Genomic DNA, 16,343 nt, shown 5'->3' on the forward strand with positions numbered 1-16,343 from the left:
ACGGCACGGCGACAAGAGGATGAACGGATGCAACCCCATGTGAGCGGTACGAGCCTGCGCCGGCAGGTTTTTTTCTGGATTGGCGTGCTTGCCGTCTTTATCTTTTTCCTGATGGTCTTCAGCTCCATCCTCCTGCCTTTCGTGGCGGGCATGGCACTTGCCTATTTTCTCGATCCGGTTGCCGACTGGCTGGAGCGCCGAGGCCTGAGCCGATTGATGGCCACCGTCGTTATCCTCGTCTCCTTCGTGCTGATTTTCGCGCTGTCGCTCATCATCATCATTCCGCTGATTGCCGCCCAGGCATCCGAATTCATCACGCGCATCCCGCAATATGTCTCGTCCCTGCAGCAGTTGATCGCCGGTGCGGACGCCAATCTGCTGCCTGACTGGGTGAGCAACCAGATCAATGCAGTGAAGGAGAATTTTTCCAAGCTGCTGACTGAGGGCGCGGGCTTCATTGGCACCCTGCTGACGCAGATCTGGAATTCCGGCAAATCGCTGGTCGATGTCATGTCGCTGCTGGTCGTTACACCCGTCGTCGCTTTCTACCTGCTGCTCGACTGGGACCGGATGATAGACAAGGTCGATAGCTGGATACCGCGCGACTACGTGCATACGGTCCGCCAGATCGCCCGCGACATGGACAGGACGATTGCCGGCTTCGTGCGCGGGCAGGGGTCGCTCTGCCTCATCCTTGGTGTTTATTACGCTGTCGGCCTGTCCTTGGTGGGCCTGAATTTCGGCCTGCTGATCGGCCTTTTCTCCGGCCTTATCAGCTTCATTCCATATATTGGTTCGATGGTCGGCCTCATCCTTGCCGTCGGCGTTGCCATTGTGCAGTTCTGGCCTGATTATATCTATGTATTTCTGACACTTGCCGTGTTCTTTTCCGGCCAGTTCATCGAAGGCAACATCCTGCAGCCGAAGCTCGTCGGCAGCAGCGTCGGCCTGCATCCGGTATGGCTGATGTTCGCATTGTTCGCCTTCGGTGCGCTTTTCGGTTTCGTCGGCCTTCTGGTCGCCGTGCCGGCGGCGGCAGCCGTTGGCGTGCTTGTCCGCTTTGCATTGTCGCGATATCTTGAAAGCGATCTTTACCATGGGCACGCCGCCAACCTTCCCTGGGAAGAACAGGAAACGTCCTCCGGCAAGGTTGACTCTCAGGGCTAACGATGACTGACCAAATCAAAAACGACAACGCCCGGTCGAAGGCCGAGCAGCTGCCGCTCGCATTCTCACACCAGTCCGCTTCCGGAAGGGACGATCTTCTCGTGTCTGACTCGCTCAAGGCTGCCGTCAGCCTTGTGGATGAATGGCCGAACTGGCCTTCGCCCGTGGTGGTGCTGGCCGGGCCTCCGGGTTCGGGAAAATCGCATCTCGCCAATATCTGGAAAAATATCAGCAGCGCGCAGGATATCCACCCGCAAGCCGGTGTTGGCGCTGCGCGCCTTGCCGAAACTGGACCGGTTCTGTTTGAGGATGCCGATCGCCGCGGTTTTGACGACACCGAACTTTTCCATGTCATCAACAGCGTGCGCCAGCACGGCACCACGCTTTTGATGACCAGCCGGCAATGGCCGGCCGCATGGCCGGTGACCTTGCCGGACCTGCGCTCACGCCTGAAAGCCGTGACTGTGGTGGAGACAGGCGAGCCCGACGAGGGTCTTCTGGCACAGGTTCTGGTGAAACTCTTCGCCGACCGGCAGCTTTATATGGATGACAAACTCATAGGCTACATCGTCAACAGAATGGAGCGTTCACTCGATACGGCGCAGACGATTGTGGACCGTATCGACAGGCTGGCGCTTTCGCGTGGAACAAGGATAACCCGTCCCTTGGCGGCGGAAGTCCTTAACGCGATGGGCGAAGGGACAAGGGGTAGCGGGCTGGAGGTCGATTGACTGTCACAGTTCCGTCGTCAAACTGTTATACGGGCAAGAGGGACGATCGCGGGATGCAGCAGGATCACGGGACGGAAAGTCAGGGGATGGTACAGGACATGGACGCTATTGTGCAGGACGACTTCAACAAGGTTCAGCCGATGACCGAGGGCGAGAACCTCTGGGACAGCCCCGCGCGCTTCATCAACCGCGAATTCTCCTGGCTCCAGTTCAATCGCCGTGTTCTGGAAGAAACGCTGAACACGGATCATCCGCTATTGGAGCGGCTGCGTTTCCTGTCCATCTCCGCCGCCAACCTCGATGAATTCTTCATGGTCCGCGTCGCCGGCCTCGAAGGCCAGGTGCGCCAGAAGATTACGGTCAAGACACCTGACGGCAAGACACCGGCCGAGCAGCTGGAAGACATTCTGAAGGAAATCGACAACCTTCAGATGGAGCAGCAGGCTTCGCTTGCGGTTCTGCAGCAATATCTCGCCAAGGAAGAAATCTTCATCGTGCGGCCTGCCGCACTTTCCGAAGCGGATCGTACCTGGCTGGGCACCGAGTTCGAGGAACGTATTTTCCCGGTGCTGACGCCGCTGTCCATCGACCCTGCGCACCCGTTTCCCTTCATTCCGAACCTCGGTTTCTCGATGGGCCTGCAGCTCGACAGCGTCAACGGCCGCGAGCCGATGACAGCGCTGTTGCGTCTCCCGACGGCGCTCGACCGCTTCGTTCGTTTGCCGGATGAGAAAAACGCCATCCGCTACATCACGCTAGAAGATGTGGTCGGCCTGTTCATTCACCGTCTTTATCCGGGCTATACAGTCCGTGGATTCGGCACGTTCCGCATCATCCGTGACAGCGATATCGAGGTGGAGGAAGAGGCGGAAGATCTGGTCCGCTTCTTCGAAAGCGCGCTGAAGCGCCGCCGCCGCGGTTCGGTTATCCGCATCGAGACCGATAGCGAAATGCCGCAGTCGCTCCGCCAGTTCGTGGTGCACGAGCTTGGCGTGCCTGATAATCGCGTTGCCGTTCTGCCCGGCTTGCTCGCGCTCAACACCATCTCGGAAATCGTGCGCGCACCGCGCGACGATCTGAAGTTCGAGCCTTACAACGCCCGTTTCCCCGAGCGCGTGCGTGAACATGCCGGCGATTGCCTTGCCGCCATCCGCGAAAAAGACATGGTGGTTCACCACCCCTATGAAAGCTTCGACGTGGTTGTGCAGTTCCTGTTGCAGGCCGCGCGCGACCCCGAAGTGCTCGCCATCAAGCAGACGCTTTACCGCACCTCCAACGACAGCCCAATCGTTCGCGCGCTGATCGACGCGGCGGAAGCCGGCAAATCCGTTACCGCGCTGGTCGAATTGAAGGCGCGTTTCGACGAAGAGGCGAACATCCGCTGGGCGCGCGATCTGGAGCGGGCCGGCGTGCAGGTGGTGTTCGGCTTCATCGAACTCAAGACGCATGCCAAGATGTCGATGGTGGTGCGCCGCGAGGACGGCAAGCTCAGAACCTATTGCCACCTCGGCACCGGCAACTACCACCCGATCACGGCCAAGATCTATACCGACCTGTCCTTCTTCACCTGCAACCCGAAGATCGCCCACGACATGGCGAATATCTTCAACTTCATCACGGGTTACGGCGAACCGGAAGAGGGCATGAAGCTCGCCATTTCGCCCTATACGCTGCGTGCGCGCATCGTGAAGCACATCAACGAAGAGATCGAGCACGCCAAGCGCGGTGCGCCGGCGGCGATCTGGATGAAGATGAACTCGCTGGTCGATCCCGAGATTATCGATACGCTTTACCGCGCCAGTGCGGCTGGCGTGGAGATTGATCTCGTCGTGCGCGGCATTTGCTGCCTGCGCCCACAGGTTGCGGGTCTGTCGGACAATATCCGCGTCAAGTCGATTGTCGGCCGCTTCCTCGAGCACAGCCGAATCTTCTGCTTCGGCAATGGTTTCGGCCTGCCGTCCGACAAGGCGCTGGTCTATATCGGCTCCGCCGACATGATGCCGCGCAACCTTGATCGCCGCGTTGAAACGCTGGTGCCGCTCACCAACCCTACCGTGCACGAGCAGGTTCTTTCACAGATTATGCTGGGCAATCTCATTGACAACCAGCAGAGCTACGAGATACTTGCGGACGGAACGTCGAGGCGCATCGAGGTGCGTAAAGGCGAAGAACCGTTCAACGCGCAGCACTATTTCATGACCAATCCCAGCCTTTCCGGACGTGGTGAAGCCCTGAAATCAAGTGCGCCCAAATTGATTGCCGGGTTGATTTCTTCCCGCAAGAAACAGGCTGAATGACTCGATCAGAAGCACAGGGGCGGCTGACCGGCCTTGCCCCCGTTTCCGTCATAGATATTGGTTCGAACTCCGTTCGTCTCGTCGTATATGAAGGTCTTTCCCGCGCGCCCGCCGTGCTGTTCAATGAAAAGGTCCTTTGCGGTCTCGGCAAGGGACTGGCCCTCACGGGCCGGATGCATGAGGAAGGCGTTAGCCGGGCTTTGATGGCACTGCGTCGCTTCCATGCGCTTTCCGAACAGGCGCAGGCGCAGCAACTCTACGTACTGGCGACAGCGGCAGCGCGTGAAGCGGAAAACGGCCCGGATTTCATCCGTGAAGCCGAAGCCATACTTGGTTGCGAGATCGAGGTCCTGTCCGGCGAAAAGGAAGCGCTTTATTCCGCCTATGGCGTGATCAGCGGTTTCCACGACCCGGATGGCATTGCAGGCGACCTGGGCGGCGGTTCGCTCGAACTCATCGACATCAAGGGCAAGAACTGCGGCGAGGGCATCACCCTGCCGCTCGGCGGCCTTCGGTTGTCGGAGCAATCGGATGGCTCGCTGGAGAAGGCGACGACAATTGCCCGCAAGCACGTCAAATCCTTCGCAAAGCTGCTGGCGGCCGGCGAGGGGCGTACCTTTTATGCCGTGGGCGGCACGTGGCGAAACATCGCCAAGCTGCACATGGAGATCACGGGTTATCCGCTGCACATGATGCAGGGATATGAATTGCCGCTGGCGGAAATGCTGAATTTTCTGGAAGAAGTCATCGTCTCCAGGGACAGCAAGGACCCGGCCTGGCAGGCGGTCTCCAAGAACCGCCGTTCGCTTCTGCCGTTTGGCGCCATCGCCATGCGTGAAGTTCTAAAGGCGATGAAGCCGGCAACGATCGCCTTCTCGGCGCAGGGCGTGCGCGAAGGTTATCTTTATTCGCTACTGACGGAAGCGGAGCGGGATACCGACCCGCTGCTGGTCACGGCCGACGAGCTTGCCATTCTGCGTGCCCGTTCGCCCGAACATGCGCGCGAACTGGCCGACTGGAGCGGCCGCACCTTTCCGGTCTTCGGCATCGAGGAGACGGAAGAGGAAAGCCGTTACCGGCAGGCGGCCTGCCTTCTGGCCGATATCAGCTGGCGTGCACATCCGGACTATCGCGGCCTGCAGGCGCTCAACATCATCGCCCACTCCTCCTTCGTGGCGATCACCCATCCGGGCCGCGCCTATATTGCACTTGCCAATTATTACCGCTTCGAAGGGTTGAACGACAACGGTACCACACAGCCGCTTGCCGCCATGGCGGGTGACCGCCTGCTGGAACTCGGCAAGTTGCTGGGCGGCCTGCTGCGCGTCGTTTACCTCTTCTCAGCCTCCATGCCCGGTGTCGTCGATCACCTGAAATTCCGCAAATCCACCAATCCGGATCTGGATCTGGAATTCGTCGTGCCACACGCCTATTGCGATTTTGCCGGCGAGCGTCTGGACGGACGCCTGCAGCAACTGGCGAAACTGACGGGCAAGCGGTTGGCGTTTGTGTTCGAATAAATGGTCGCGCGCATGACGTAGCATAGAATGCTGGTCAACATGGGAGCTGGCTTAAGGGGATCAGTTGACCGAGACACGATTTAGACTGGCGTTGCCGCACGAAGCGCTGATCGTGAAAGAGATCAGTGCTGCGGCCTATATTCCAGCATATCTACAAATCGTGGGCGCTGCGCCTGAACCCGCTTTTGAAGATTACCTGCCGCGCATTTCTGCGGAACAAGTGTGGTTTAGCGTAACCGATGGCGAAACGTCTGGATTGGTGGTTCTCGAAAGCCATCACCGATATCTCATGATTTACAGCATAGCCGTTAGTCCCATCTTTCAGGGAAGAGGCATCGGGAAATCACTTCTCCGTTTCGCGGAGCTACACGCTTTGGAATGTGGGATTGGCGAATTGCGCCTTTACACGAATATGCGGATGACGAAGAACATAGCGCTTTACAGCGATTGCGGCTTTGAGGAGTGCGGGCGTCGCCCGCATCCGTCAAGAGAAGGTGAAATCCTCATCGATATGAAAAAGTCGGTTGCATGATTTTGCAACTCTGTCTCACCGTGGCGAGGCTGACGGCCGGCTGGCATTTTTCTTCGAATAACAAACAGACGTTTTCGCCGTTGGGGCACGAATTGTGTCAGTACCAACGCTCGCAAAAGGCTTCGATATCGCTCGACTGAAAGTCGGCAAGCCGTGCCATGATCGTCTCGAATGGCCAGTTCCACCAGGCGATAGAGGCCAGCTTCTCCGCGACGGTTCGCGAAAATCGCTCGCGAATGATCTTCGCGGGGACGCCTCCGACGATTGTATAGGGCGGCACGTCTTTGGTGACGACCGCGCCGGCCGCGAGCACTGCACCGTCTCCAACCTTTACACCTGGCAAGACAATGACCCCGTGACCGATCCAGACATCGTGACCGATGACGGCGCGATCCTCCTTGCGGCGATCGAAAAAAGCGTGGTCGCGCACCGCCTCTGTAGCGTAATATTCCGGGCAGTAGCTGAAACGATGCATGGACGGTCGGTCCATCGGATGGTTCGGTGCGCCTATCCTGACCTCTGCGGCGATGGCGCAGAACTTTCCGATTGTCGCATCACCGACCATGCAGCGGTGTCCAAGATAGGAGTAGTTCCCGAGTTCGACATTGTGCAGGGAGGTATCCGCCAGAATTTCGCAGCATTCGCCGAGGCTTGAATCTCTTATGCTTGCTGTCGAATGGATAATGGTCTCTGCGAGCTTGGGGCGATTGAGTTGTGCGGTCGAGTCCATTCCAGTCTCCGGATTTTGGCCTGCTTAACCGGGGATGATGAAGGACATGTGACGTGGGAAAGGCCGAGGGAGCCGGTCGGTCCGGTCATTCCCTCTAAAAATGCAGATTGTGCGTGTTGCATCGCGTGGAGCGAAATCTTGCCTTCACGCAGAGTCTGTCAGTTGCCCGAAACATCCGCTGCGGCATTTTTCTTCTGCCAGTAGTGGTCGGATATGTTTTGAGCGTTCCGAATGATATGACCTGCGATTTCGGGGTCTCCGCCCTCGAATGTGTCCGGGTTGGCCCCGCATAACAGCAGGAAAAGCTGCTGGTGAGCGACGGCGGCGAAATAGTCATGTGGCGGGGGCTGTATTTCCGAGCCAACGGCCTGGAGTTCCTCGGCGGCCTGTTTGCTGGCGCGCTCAAGCGCTGCGTGAATGGTGGCCATCATCGCCGCTTCCGTCCGTTCCAATATATCCTGAACTTGCTGCTCAGCCGGTGTCAGAACCGGGCAACTCTCACTCATCGAACGTCTCTCCTATCGGTGCGCCATTTCGCTCACCGATACTATCGCATGGATTGTGTCGGCTTTGCGGGAAAGACTAGATCGCAGTGTTGAAACTACACTCAATAGCTGATCGCTATGCCGGATTCGGTGGGGCAAAACCACAATCGACTGGCGCGCATGGGCAAACGGGTCAGCAGTGCCCCAGCGCCTTCCTGATACAGGCGCTGAGATAGGCATATTGCAGGGGCGTGGCCCCTGCCATCGCCTCCGTGCGGGTGGCGGGCCTGTCCTCGTAACCGACCGGAATATCGAACTGGGTGAAGGTGAAATCCCAGCGGGTGCCGTTGACGATATTGTAGAAATGGTCGGCGCCGCTAACGACGGTTTTGGCGAGGTCGCCACCGAAAATATCCTGCACCACAAGAGCTGTAACGCCGCCTTGCCCCCTGGCTGGGTTTTCTCTCGACCACAGGCTGCTGGTTTCGAGTGACCAGCTTTTCCTCAGGGCGTAATACAGTCGTTCGGCATTGTCCTGCATGACGGGTCTTTCCTGTTTCGGAACCGGGTTCCGGGTCAGGTTGGGTCGGTACAGTAACGGAGCGCCGCGCTTCCTTTTTCAGGCCGCAGGAACGCTCCGTTCAGTTGGAGATTGCGCCGATGCGCTGACGGTGCCGGAACGTATTCCGGCACCGTTTTCCTTACTTCGCGTCGAGAAGGTCCTTGACTTCCAGCAGGACGAACTCGTTGTCGTCAGCCTTGTCCAGCGCACGACCGGCCGAGAAGGGCAGGTTGTTGTCGTTGCCGACGATGATATGGGTGGCGTCGACACGGTCGACATTCTCGATGGTCACGAACGGCATGTCGTAGAAACCGTTGCCGCCGCCCTGATGCTTCCTGTTATCAGGATCGGAGATCTTCAGCAGATCGATATAGCCGATCTTGCGCGCCGCCTTGCCGGCATTGGCGTCGTTGAATTCGATCTTGTAGATGCGCTTGACCTTGGAAGGTACGGCAAAGCAGTTTACGTCCGGCTTCTTCGGGTCGGCGCAGGCCTTGTCGGCGGTGCCGGCGCCATTGTCACGCTCGATGACCAGCGCGGTGCTCTCGTCCAGCATGTTGAAATCGCCGATGGCTTCGCCACCTTGCGCCAGTGGGTAGAGCCAGGTGCGGCCTGTCCATTCCTTCTTGGCGGTATCGAGCTCGATGATGCGAAGGGCGGTTGAGCCGTCTTCGGTCTTTTCGACCTGACCTTCGGCGGTGTAGAGCGGGCCTTCGAGAAGGCCGTAGAGCTTCGAGCCGTCCTTGGAGAGCGCCATGCCTTCATAACCACCTGATCGTTTCAGGTTGAAAGCGGGCATTTTCTGCGTGGGGTTGCCGGGCAGTGCCAGGGTCGGATGATCCGGGGACTTCACCTCAATATCGCCGGCCTTGGTGGCGATGACGTCGGTCAGCTTGCCGTCGCGGGTGAATTTCAGGATGTAGGGACCGAACTCTTCGCCCACCCAGAAGCCGTCGGCAACGGGCTGAATGGATTCGACGTCGAAGTCGGCGCCCGTCAGGTAACGTTTGGTCGAACCTTCCATGACGATGGGGAAGGGAGCTTTCTTGTCCGGGTCGGAAAGGAACACCGTCTCCAGCGCGTTAACCTTGCCGGCATCCCAGTCGAATTTGATGTGGTGGAGCATCAGCATGGCGTCGCTGGAGTTGAGCTTCGAGCCGAAACCATTATCGGAAAGGCTCCAGAAGCTGCCGTCCTCCATGGCCTTGATGCCGGAAAAGCCCTGCATGGCCTGGCCGTTGAACGGCATGGAGAGGCCGGTCGGGCGAACGCCATCCTTGCCGGGCACGGTGCCGAGACCCTCGGCGCGCTTGCGGTCGGCCGTCGTGAACTTGGCGGATGTCTTGAGGTATTCCGGCGCATCGGCAGGTGCTGCGATGATGGTGTTGGCGGGCAGAATGGCGTGCGAGACCAGCTTTGCCGGAAACTCCTGCTCTGCATGGGATGCGGTTGCGAGCGCAAGAACGGCGAAAGGTGCGAAAAGAATATGCTTCATGGTGGAGACCCCTCAATGCCTGTTGAAGACAGGACTGAGGCGATAGGGGTGCCACATGACAGGCAGGTGATTGCAGTTTGAAGCTTTGATGAATTTTGATGACGGGCGGCCTCGGAAAACGAAGCTACCCGTTTGTTTTCAGGGGTTTTTTCAGGCGGCTGGGGCCTGATATTGGCTGAGCGTACACACGCCGAGCGTCTGCCCGCGTCCCTTGACAGCATGTTCGCCGAGATATTCGCTGCGAACACCTTTGGGTAGCACCAGCTGATGGGCGAGATCGGCAGAAATCAGCACGGGATGGCCGAGCATCTTGCTCAGTGATTCGAGCCGCGAAGTGGTGTTCACCGTGTCGCCAAAATACGTGATCTTGTGGTGATCGACGCCGATTTCGGCTGTTATGACCGGCCCGCCATGAATCGCAAAGCGAAGGCGCGGCACTTCACCGAAGCGGGCGAGCCACATGTCGCGCTTGTCCTCGATGGTCGCCTGGATATCGAAAACACAGCGCACGCAGGCTGCCCGCCTTATTGCCATGTGATAGGGCCAGGTGATGATGGCCGCGTCGCCGATGTAGTCGTCAATGACGCCGCCATGTCTTCTGACGGGGGCTGCGTAGCTCGCGAAGATTTCGCCCAGAAACTCCTGCGCCTTCAGGTCGCCATGGGTTTCGGCAAACGAAGTGGAGCCGACGAGGTCGATGAAGATGAAGACGCGGTCTTCGCTGACTGGACGGCGATAGCGCCCGAGAATGAGATCGATGAAGATGTCACGGCCCAGCAGTTCGCGCACGCGCATGATGAAAACGATGATGCCGCAGACGATGAGGGTGAAGATCAGTGTCTGCACCTCGGCATGCACCGCCCGTTTCCAGGTGCCGGGAAATATGCCGCTAACCCACAGAATGGTACCGCCAAGCCCGAAGCCACAGAAGACGAGGACGGCATAGATGATGAGGCCCACGGCAATATAGGCCGGTGTCGGCAATGCGCTAACCTGCCGCGACAGACCGGGCAGCACGTAACCACGCTCGAAGGCGAGGATGGGCGCACAGGCGAACAGCGCATAGGTGGCGCCAATGAGCGCGCCGCCGCCATATTCCAGAAACGCGTAGGCCACGCCGCTGCCGGCCACGGCAACGAAGAGCACCACGTAATCCAGAATGGGCAGCAATTTTCTCATGTCGGTTCTTGATCTCGGGGAAGGGAAGCGTCGTGCCCCCGTCAGGCGAAGCTTCTGTTCAGGTCATATGCGACATTAATGTGGAAAATGCGCTGCAAAAAGTGACCATTCGGTAAGGTCACATGAAGGATTGGAAAGGCTGTTGCCCCGTTGCCGCAAAAGGGCTGTGCACCCGGCTCTACTACTTAATAGGATGTTCTGTAATAGACCGTTTCAAGCGGGGATTGCGGACGGTCGTCCGGCGAGCGGTTCGACCATGTGACGGGGAAGGCGGCAAAACGCAGCCGGTTGCCGTCTATCCATGCCCGGTCGAACAGGGTTTCTCCCTTGGCGGCAAAGGTGATGGCCGCGCAGGTCCGACCATCGACATCGAAGGGAATATTCTCTTTCCAGCCAGTCAACCCGCAGCCGGTACCCTTCGGGTCATCATTATAATGCTCGACAACCGCGGGGTCGCTGGGTGTCATGGCGATCGAGGTGACGGTATGGGCAAAGAGCATGCTGTCGTTGTCCTTCAGGCCACCATCCAGCGTGCCTTCGTAAAGCACCTGCACCGTGGGCTGCTGGCAGCTGCTGCGGGCGTAAATTTGTGAGACAGCATGCATGCGGCCACCGCGTATGGTGATGCGCGTGACGATGCCGTGACGGTCGTTCTTGCCGATCTTAAGGCAATCGGTCGTCCATTCGCCCTGAAGATCGACCTTGCCGTCATCGGCGCGCGCTGACGTGGATGAAAGAGTAGGGAAAATGCCTGCGGCCGCGATCGATGCGGCCAACAGCAGAGCACGGGCAGGTTTCATGGAAATACCCTCAAAGCGAGACCATCTGCAAAGAGATGGACCGCGATGCGGGCAAAATTTGGGTTGGCGCAGGTCCAGTAAAAGCAGAGACGCTTTTGCGTCCGGACAATGCGCAAAACTGCGAGAGGCGCGGGCGATCAGGCCTCGCTCACCGCCACATCAACCGCCTCGACCTTCTTGCCGGCGAAACGCAATGCCACTTCGCCATTGATGAGCTTCAGCGCCACATCGCCAAACAGTTCGCGCCGCCAGCCGGTCAGCGCTGCCACGGTGGCAGCCTCGCCCTCGGAAGCGATCTTGTCCAGATCTTCGCTGTTGGCGATGACCTTTGCTGCGACGCCGTGCTTGTCTGCCGTCAGCTTCAGGAGAACTTTCAACAGCTCCACGGCAGCGCCGGAGCCTTCCGGTGCGTGGCTGTGACGTGGCGCCTTCGGCATTTCCTCTTTCGGAAGTGCCAGCGCCGCATTCACGGTCTCGATGATGGCGGTGCCGGAGGAGGAGCGCTCCCAGCCCTTCGGGATGGTGCGAAGCCGCGACAGCGCCTCGGTGTCCTTCGGCTGCTGTTGGGCAATTTCGAAGATCGCATCGTCTTTCAGCACGCGTGAGCGCGGCACGTTGCGCGACCGCGCCTCACGTTCACGCCATGCTGCTACAAATTTGAGGATGGCGAGTTCAGTCGGCTTGCGCAGGCGCGATTTCAACCGCAGCCAGGCATCGTCGGGATGCATGTCATAGGTTTCGCGCGATTCCAGAATGTCCATCTCTTCGGTCAGCCAAAGCGAGCGGCCTTCACGCTCCAGCTGCGCCTTGAGCGCCAGATAGACATCGCGCAGATGGGTGACGTCGGCCAGCGCATAATCCAGCTGCTTTTCCGTCAGCGGGCGGCGGCTCCAGTCCGTGAAACGTGAGGATTTGTCGATCTGCACATTCTTGATCCTCTGGACCAGCTGGTCGTAAGAGATCGAATCGCCGAAACCGCACACCATGGCCGCGACCTGCGTATCGAAGATCGGGTGCGGAATAAGCCCGCCAAGATGATAGATGATTTCGATATCCTGACGCGCCGCATGGAAAACCTTCACGACATCGGGATTGGCCATGAGTTCGAACAGCGGCGTAAGGTCGAGACCCTTGGCGAGCGGGTCGACCAGTACCTCAAGGGTAGGGCTCGCCATCTGCACGAGACAAAGCTCGGGCCAGAAGGTCGTTTCACGCAGAAACTCGGTATCGATGGTAATGAATTCCGATTTCGCCAGTTCCGTGCAGGCTTCGGCGAGGGCGGCAGTCGTTTCAATCATTGCAAATGGCCACTCGTGAAAATTATCCGTCTTACTTTCCCTTTGCCGGGCGCATGTCAATACAAAGCCCGCTTTTGAAGGCTCAAGGATCGTTTTTCTCAGGTGGTTTTGGCGTCGGCCCGTCGTTTTTGGGTGGTGCAGGGGCGGCCAGCTTCTGAAAATAGGCCGAGGTGCGCAAAAGCGGGCGGAACCGCCAGTTCCGCTCCTCAACGGGTACTCCCTCGCGCACCCGTAGCCGGTATATGGTGTAGGCGATGAAAACGATCTGGATCGCGGCCGTGTAGCTGAACAGCGCTTTGGGACCGAACTGGTCGATCAGGACGGAGGCGAGCAGCGGCCCGACGGTTGCACCCACCGACCAGAAGAACAGCAGCCCGGCAGACACCATCGCATGTTCGCCCTCTTTGGCATGGTCGTTGCCATGGGCGGAACTCAGTGAATAGAGCGGCAGGGCAAAGGCGCCGAACACGAAGACGCCGATGATGTTGCTCCATTCGTCCGAGCCGGCGAACAGGGCGAGAAACAGACCGACAATCACGGAGCACGCCGTGGTGGCGAGAATGATGATGCGGCGGTCGTAACGGTCTGAATAGACGCCGAGCGGATATTGCAAGACCACGCCGCCGATGATGCCCGCACTCATGAAGGTGGCGATGGCGGTGACGGAAAGGCCGATCTGTTCGGCATAGATTGGCCCGATGTTGCGAAAAGCCGCCATGCTGAGGCCGACAGCCACGCAGCCGACGACGGCAAGCGGTGAGATGCGCCACACCGCGAAAAGATTGAACGGGATCTGTTTCGGCGGCGCGGGGTTGGATTTGTCGGCAATCGAGATCGGCACCAGCGACAGCGTGAGCGCCATGGCGATCAGCGAAAATACCACGGGCCCGTCAATGCCGGCGACGGGAATGATATATTGGGCGAGCGTTACGGAACCGAGATCGACGAAACGATAGATGGACAGCGTGCGCGCACGGTTGGAATTCGTCACCTGCGCATTGATCCAGCTTTCGATCGCGGCGAAAAGACAGGCGACCGCAATACCGATGACGAAGCGCATCAACATCCAGAACAAGGGATGAAGAACAAGCGGCATGGCGATCGAGGCGGCCGATGCGACCGCCGCCATGGTGGCGAAGGTGCGGATATGGCCAATCTTGCGCAGAAGGCGCGTCACCGAAATGCAGCCGAGCGCGAATCCGATGCTGTAGGCGGCGCTGATGAGGCCGATGGTGCTGGCCGAAAACCCTTCGGACAGGCCCCGCAGCGCGATATAGGTTCCCTGCAGACCGTTGCCGCCAATCAGAATGCCGGCGGTGACGAGAAGCGGGATAAGAGGTCTGATCTGGCTCATTGCGGGCCGACTCGGTTTGGCGGGCTGAATAAGCACTATCTAAAGCGAAGGCGCGCGAAAGGACAGGCTGAACGCGACATTGTTGTGCTTTGCCTTGACAAATCGGGCTGGTCATGCGCTTTTCCGGCAAATTTCGACAGTGCCGCCCATCTGGCCCACGACACGCTCCAGGATATTAAAATGCATCGTTACCGCAGCCACACCTGTGCCGCTCTCCGCAAGTCCGACGTCGGCGAAACCGTTCGCCTTTCCGGTTGGGTTCATCGCGTGCGAGATCATGGCGGCGTTCTCTTCATCGACCTTCGCGACCACTACGGCATTACCCAGGTCGTGGCCGACCCCGATAGCCCGGCCTTCAAGGTTGCCGAGACGGTGCGCGGTGAATGGGTGATCCGCATTGACGGTCTCGTCAAGGCGCGGTCCGAGGACACCATCAACAAGGGCATGGCCACTGGCGAGATCGAGCTTTATGCGCAGGAGATCGAGGTTCTGGGCGTTGCTAAGGAACTGCCGCTGCCCGTCTTCGGTGAGCCTGAATATCCCGAAGATGTTCGCCTGAAGTATCGCTTCCTCGACCTGCGCCGCGAAACCCTGCACAAGAACATCGTCAAGCGCACGCAGATCATCTCCTCCATGCGCAAGGGTATGGGCGATCTGGGCTTTGCCGAATATACGACGCCGATCCTCACCGCATCCTCGCCGGAAGGCGCGCGCGACTTCCTCGTTCCCTCGCGCATCCACGAAGGCCAGTTCTTCGCGCTGCCGCAGGCCCCTCAGCAGTACAAGCAGCTTCTGATGGTGGCCGGTTTCGACCGCTACTTCCAGATCGCTCCATGCTTCCGCGATGAAGACCCGCGTGCAGACCGTCTGCCGGGCGAATTCTACCAGCTCGACGTCGAAATGAGCTTCGTGACCCAGGAAGACGTCTGGACCACGATGGAGCCGATGATGACGGCCGTTTTCGAACAGTTTGCCGAAGGCAAGCCGGTGACGAAAGAATGGCCGCGCATTCCCTATGACGAATCGATCCGTAAATACGGCTCCGACAAGCCGGACCTGCGCAACCCGATTGTCATGGAAGCCGTGACCGAACATTTTGATGGCTCGGGCTTCAAGGTTTTCGCCAACATGATCGCCTCCAACCCCAAGGTGCAGGTCTGGGCTATCCCGGCCAAGACCGGTGGGTCGCGTGCATTCTGCGATCGCATGAACGCCTGGGCGCAGAGCCAGGGCCAGCCGGGCCTCGGCTACATCTTCTGGAAGGAAGAAGAAGGCAAGGTCGCCGGCTCCGGTCCGCTTGCCAAGAACATCGGCGAGGAACGCACTGAGGCGCTGCGCCAGCAGCTTGGCCTTGAGGCGGGCGACGCCTGCTTCTTCGTCGCGGGCGATCCCGCCAAGTTCTACAAGTTTGCCGGCGAGGCGCGCACCCGTGCCGCCGACGAGCTGAACCTGATTGACCGCGACCGTTTCGAAATGTGCTGGATCGTCGATTTCCCCTTCTTCGAATACAACGACGAAGAAAAGAAGATCGATTTCGCCCACAACCCCTTCTCCATGCCGCAGGGTGGAATGGAAGCGCTGGAAGGGCAGGATCCGCTCTCCATCAAGGCTTTCCAGTATGACGCGGTCTGCAACGGCTTCGAAATCGCCTCCGGCTCTATCCGTAACCAGTCGCCCGAGCTGATGGTCAAGGCTTTTGAAAAGGTCGGCCTGTCGCAGAGCGACGTGGAAGAGCGCTTCGGCGGTCTCTACCGCGCCTTCCAGTACGGTGCGCCTCCGCATGGCGGTTGCGCCTTCGGTATCGACCGCGTGGTCATGCTTCTGGTTGGTGCGAAGAACCTGCGCGAAATCACGCTGTTCCCGATGAACCAGCAGGCACAGGACCTGTTGATGAACGCGCCGTCCGCGGCAACGCCGACCCAGCTTCGCGAGTTGGCGCTGCGCGTGGTTCCGTCCAAGAAGGACTGATCTTAACCGCCACGGGTTTTGAACATAAGGGCTGGCGGCGACGCCGGCCCTTTCTGTTTCTGCAACGAACGTGGGAAAGTCACAATTTTACCGCGAGTTTAACGGAATTCCGAACGTAATCAGCCGGAATCCGATCCCAGTATAGTTTTGCGCTCATTTTGGGGACGCAAAGACTATCGGGGATTTTAAACTTGGGACAGCGCCGGCCGAACTTCGCTTGGGGTT

14 protein-coding genes are annotated in these 16,343 nt (G+C 58.9%); 6 read left to right on the plus strand and 8 right to left on the minus strand.

The features are described from left to right. Positions 1-27: 27 nt before the first annotated feature. From G6L97_RS03970 to G6L97_RS03990, 5 genes are all read left to right on the plus strand, one after another. Positions 28-1,167 (plus strand): AI-2E family transporter, encoded by a 1,140-nt coding sequence (locus G6L97_RS03970; RefSeq protein WP_003512458.1) that lies wholly within the window; start codon positions 28-30, stop codon positions 1,165-1,167. Positions 1,168-1,169: 2 nt separating this feature from the next. Further along, on the plus strand, positions 1,170-1,898 hold the full coding sequence (gene hdaA / locus G6L97_RS03975) for a DnaA regulatory inactivator HdaA (RefSeq protein WP_013635869.1): 729 nt from the start codon (positions 1,170-1,172) through the stop codon (positions 1,896-1,898). 98 nt (positions 1,899-1,996) lie between these two features. Then, the gene (locus G6L97_RS03980) at positions 1,997-4,195 is read left to right on the plus strand and encodes an RNA degradosome polyphosphate kinase (RefSeq protein ID WP_075807550.1); all 2,199 of its coding nucleotides are present in this window, start codon (positions 1,997-1,999) and stop codon (positions 4,193-4,195) included. After that, positions 4,192-5,715 (plus strand): exopolyphosphatase, encoded by a 1,524-nt coding sequence (gene ppx / locus G6L97_RS03985; protein ID WP_003512464.1) that lies wholly within the window; start codon positions 4,192-4,194, stop codon positions 5,713-5,715. Before G6L97_RS03980 ends, ppx begins: the two co-directional genes overlap by 4 nt. A 64-nt stretch (positions 5,716-5,779) precedes the next feature. After that, complete coding sequence (locus G6L97_RS03990) at positions 5,780-6,247, plus strand: GNAT family N-acetyltransferase (protein WP_111783167.1); 468 nt, start codon at positions 5,780-5,782, stop codon at positions 6,245-6,247. Positions 6,248-6,344: 97 nt separating this feature from the next. On the opposite strand, the gene G6L97_RS03995 is transcribed toward G6L97_RS03990, so the two are convergent. The 8 genes from G6L97_RS03995 to G6L97_RS04030 form a co-directional block, all read right to left on the minus strand. Further along, positions 6,345-6,977 (minus strand): DapH/DapD/GlmU-related protein, encoded by a 633-nt coding sequence (locus G6L97_RS03995; RefSeq protein ID WP_111783166.1) that lies wholly within the window; start codon positions 6,975-6,977, stop codon positions 6,345-6,347. A 158-nt stretch (positions 6,978-7,135) separates the two neighbouring features. After that, on the minus strand, positions 7,136-7,483 hold the full coding sequence (locus tag G6L97_RS04000; protein ID WP_111783165.1) for a hypothetical protein: 348 nt from the start codon (positions 7,481-7,483) through the stop codon (positions 7,136-7,138). A 172-nt stretch (positions 7,484-7,655) separates the two neighbouring features. Beyond that, the gene (locus G6L97_RS04005) at positions 7,656-8,003 is read right to left on the minus strand and encodes a YunG family protein (protein WP_111783164.1); all 348 of its coding nucleotides are present in this window, start codon (positions 8,001-8,003) and stop codon (positions 7,656-7,658) included. Between the two features lie 160 nt (positions 8,004-8,163). Next, a complete protein-coding gene (locus G6L97_RS04010) occupies positions 8,164-9,519 on the minus strand; it encodes an esterase-like activity of phytase family protein (protein ID WP_111783163.1) in 1,356 nt (451 codons plus the stop codon). Between the two features lie 150 nt (positions 9,520-9,669). Next, complete coding sequence (locus tag G6L97_RS04015) at positions 9,670-10,698, minus strand: adenylate/guanylate cyclase domain-containing protein (RefSeq protein ID WP_003512469.1); 1,029 nt, start codon at positions 10,696-10,698, stop codon at positions 9,670-9,672. A 185-nt stretch (positions 10,699-10,883) separates the two neighbouring features. Beyond that, positions 10,884-11,498 (minus strand): hypothetical protein, encoded by a 615-nt coding sequence (locus G6L97_RS04020; RefSeq protein WP_111783162.1) that lies wholly within the window; start codon positions 11,496-11,498, stop codon positions 10,884-10,886. Between the two features lie 137 nt (positions 11,499-11,635). Further along, entirely contained in the window at positions 11,636-12,796 is a 1,161-nt protein-coding gene (gene rnd, locus G6L97_RS04025) for a ribonuclease D (RefSeq protein WP_003512471.1), read from the minus strand. An 82-nt stretch (positions 12,797-12,878) separates the two neighbouring features. After that, positions 12,879-14,150: an MFS transporter gene (locus G6L97_RS04030; protein ID WP_003512472.1), complete on the minus strand. Its 1,272-nt coding sequence runs from the start codon at positions 14,148-14,150 to the stop codon at positions 12,879-12,881. A 180-nt stretch (positions 14,151-14,330) separates the two neighbouring features. Between G6L97_RS04030 and aspS the strand changes: the two genes are divergently transcribed. Beyond that, positions 14,331-16,118, plus strand: a complete 1,788-nt coding sequence (gene aspS, locus G6L97_RS04035; protein ID WP_174002732.1) for an aspartate--tRNA ligase — start codon at positions 14,331-14,333, stop codon at positions 16,116-16,118. Positions 16,119-16,343: the final 225 nt, after the last annotated feature.

Source organism: Agrobacterium tumefaciens, from assembly GCF_013318015.2.
In the GTDB taxonomy this organism is placed as follows: domain Bacteria; phylum Pseudomonadota; class Alphaproteobacteria; order Rhizobiales; family Rhizobiaceae; genus Agrobacterium; species Agrobacterium tumefaciens.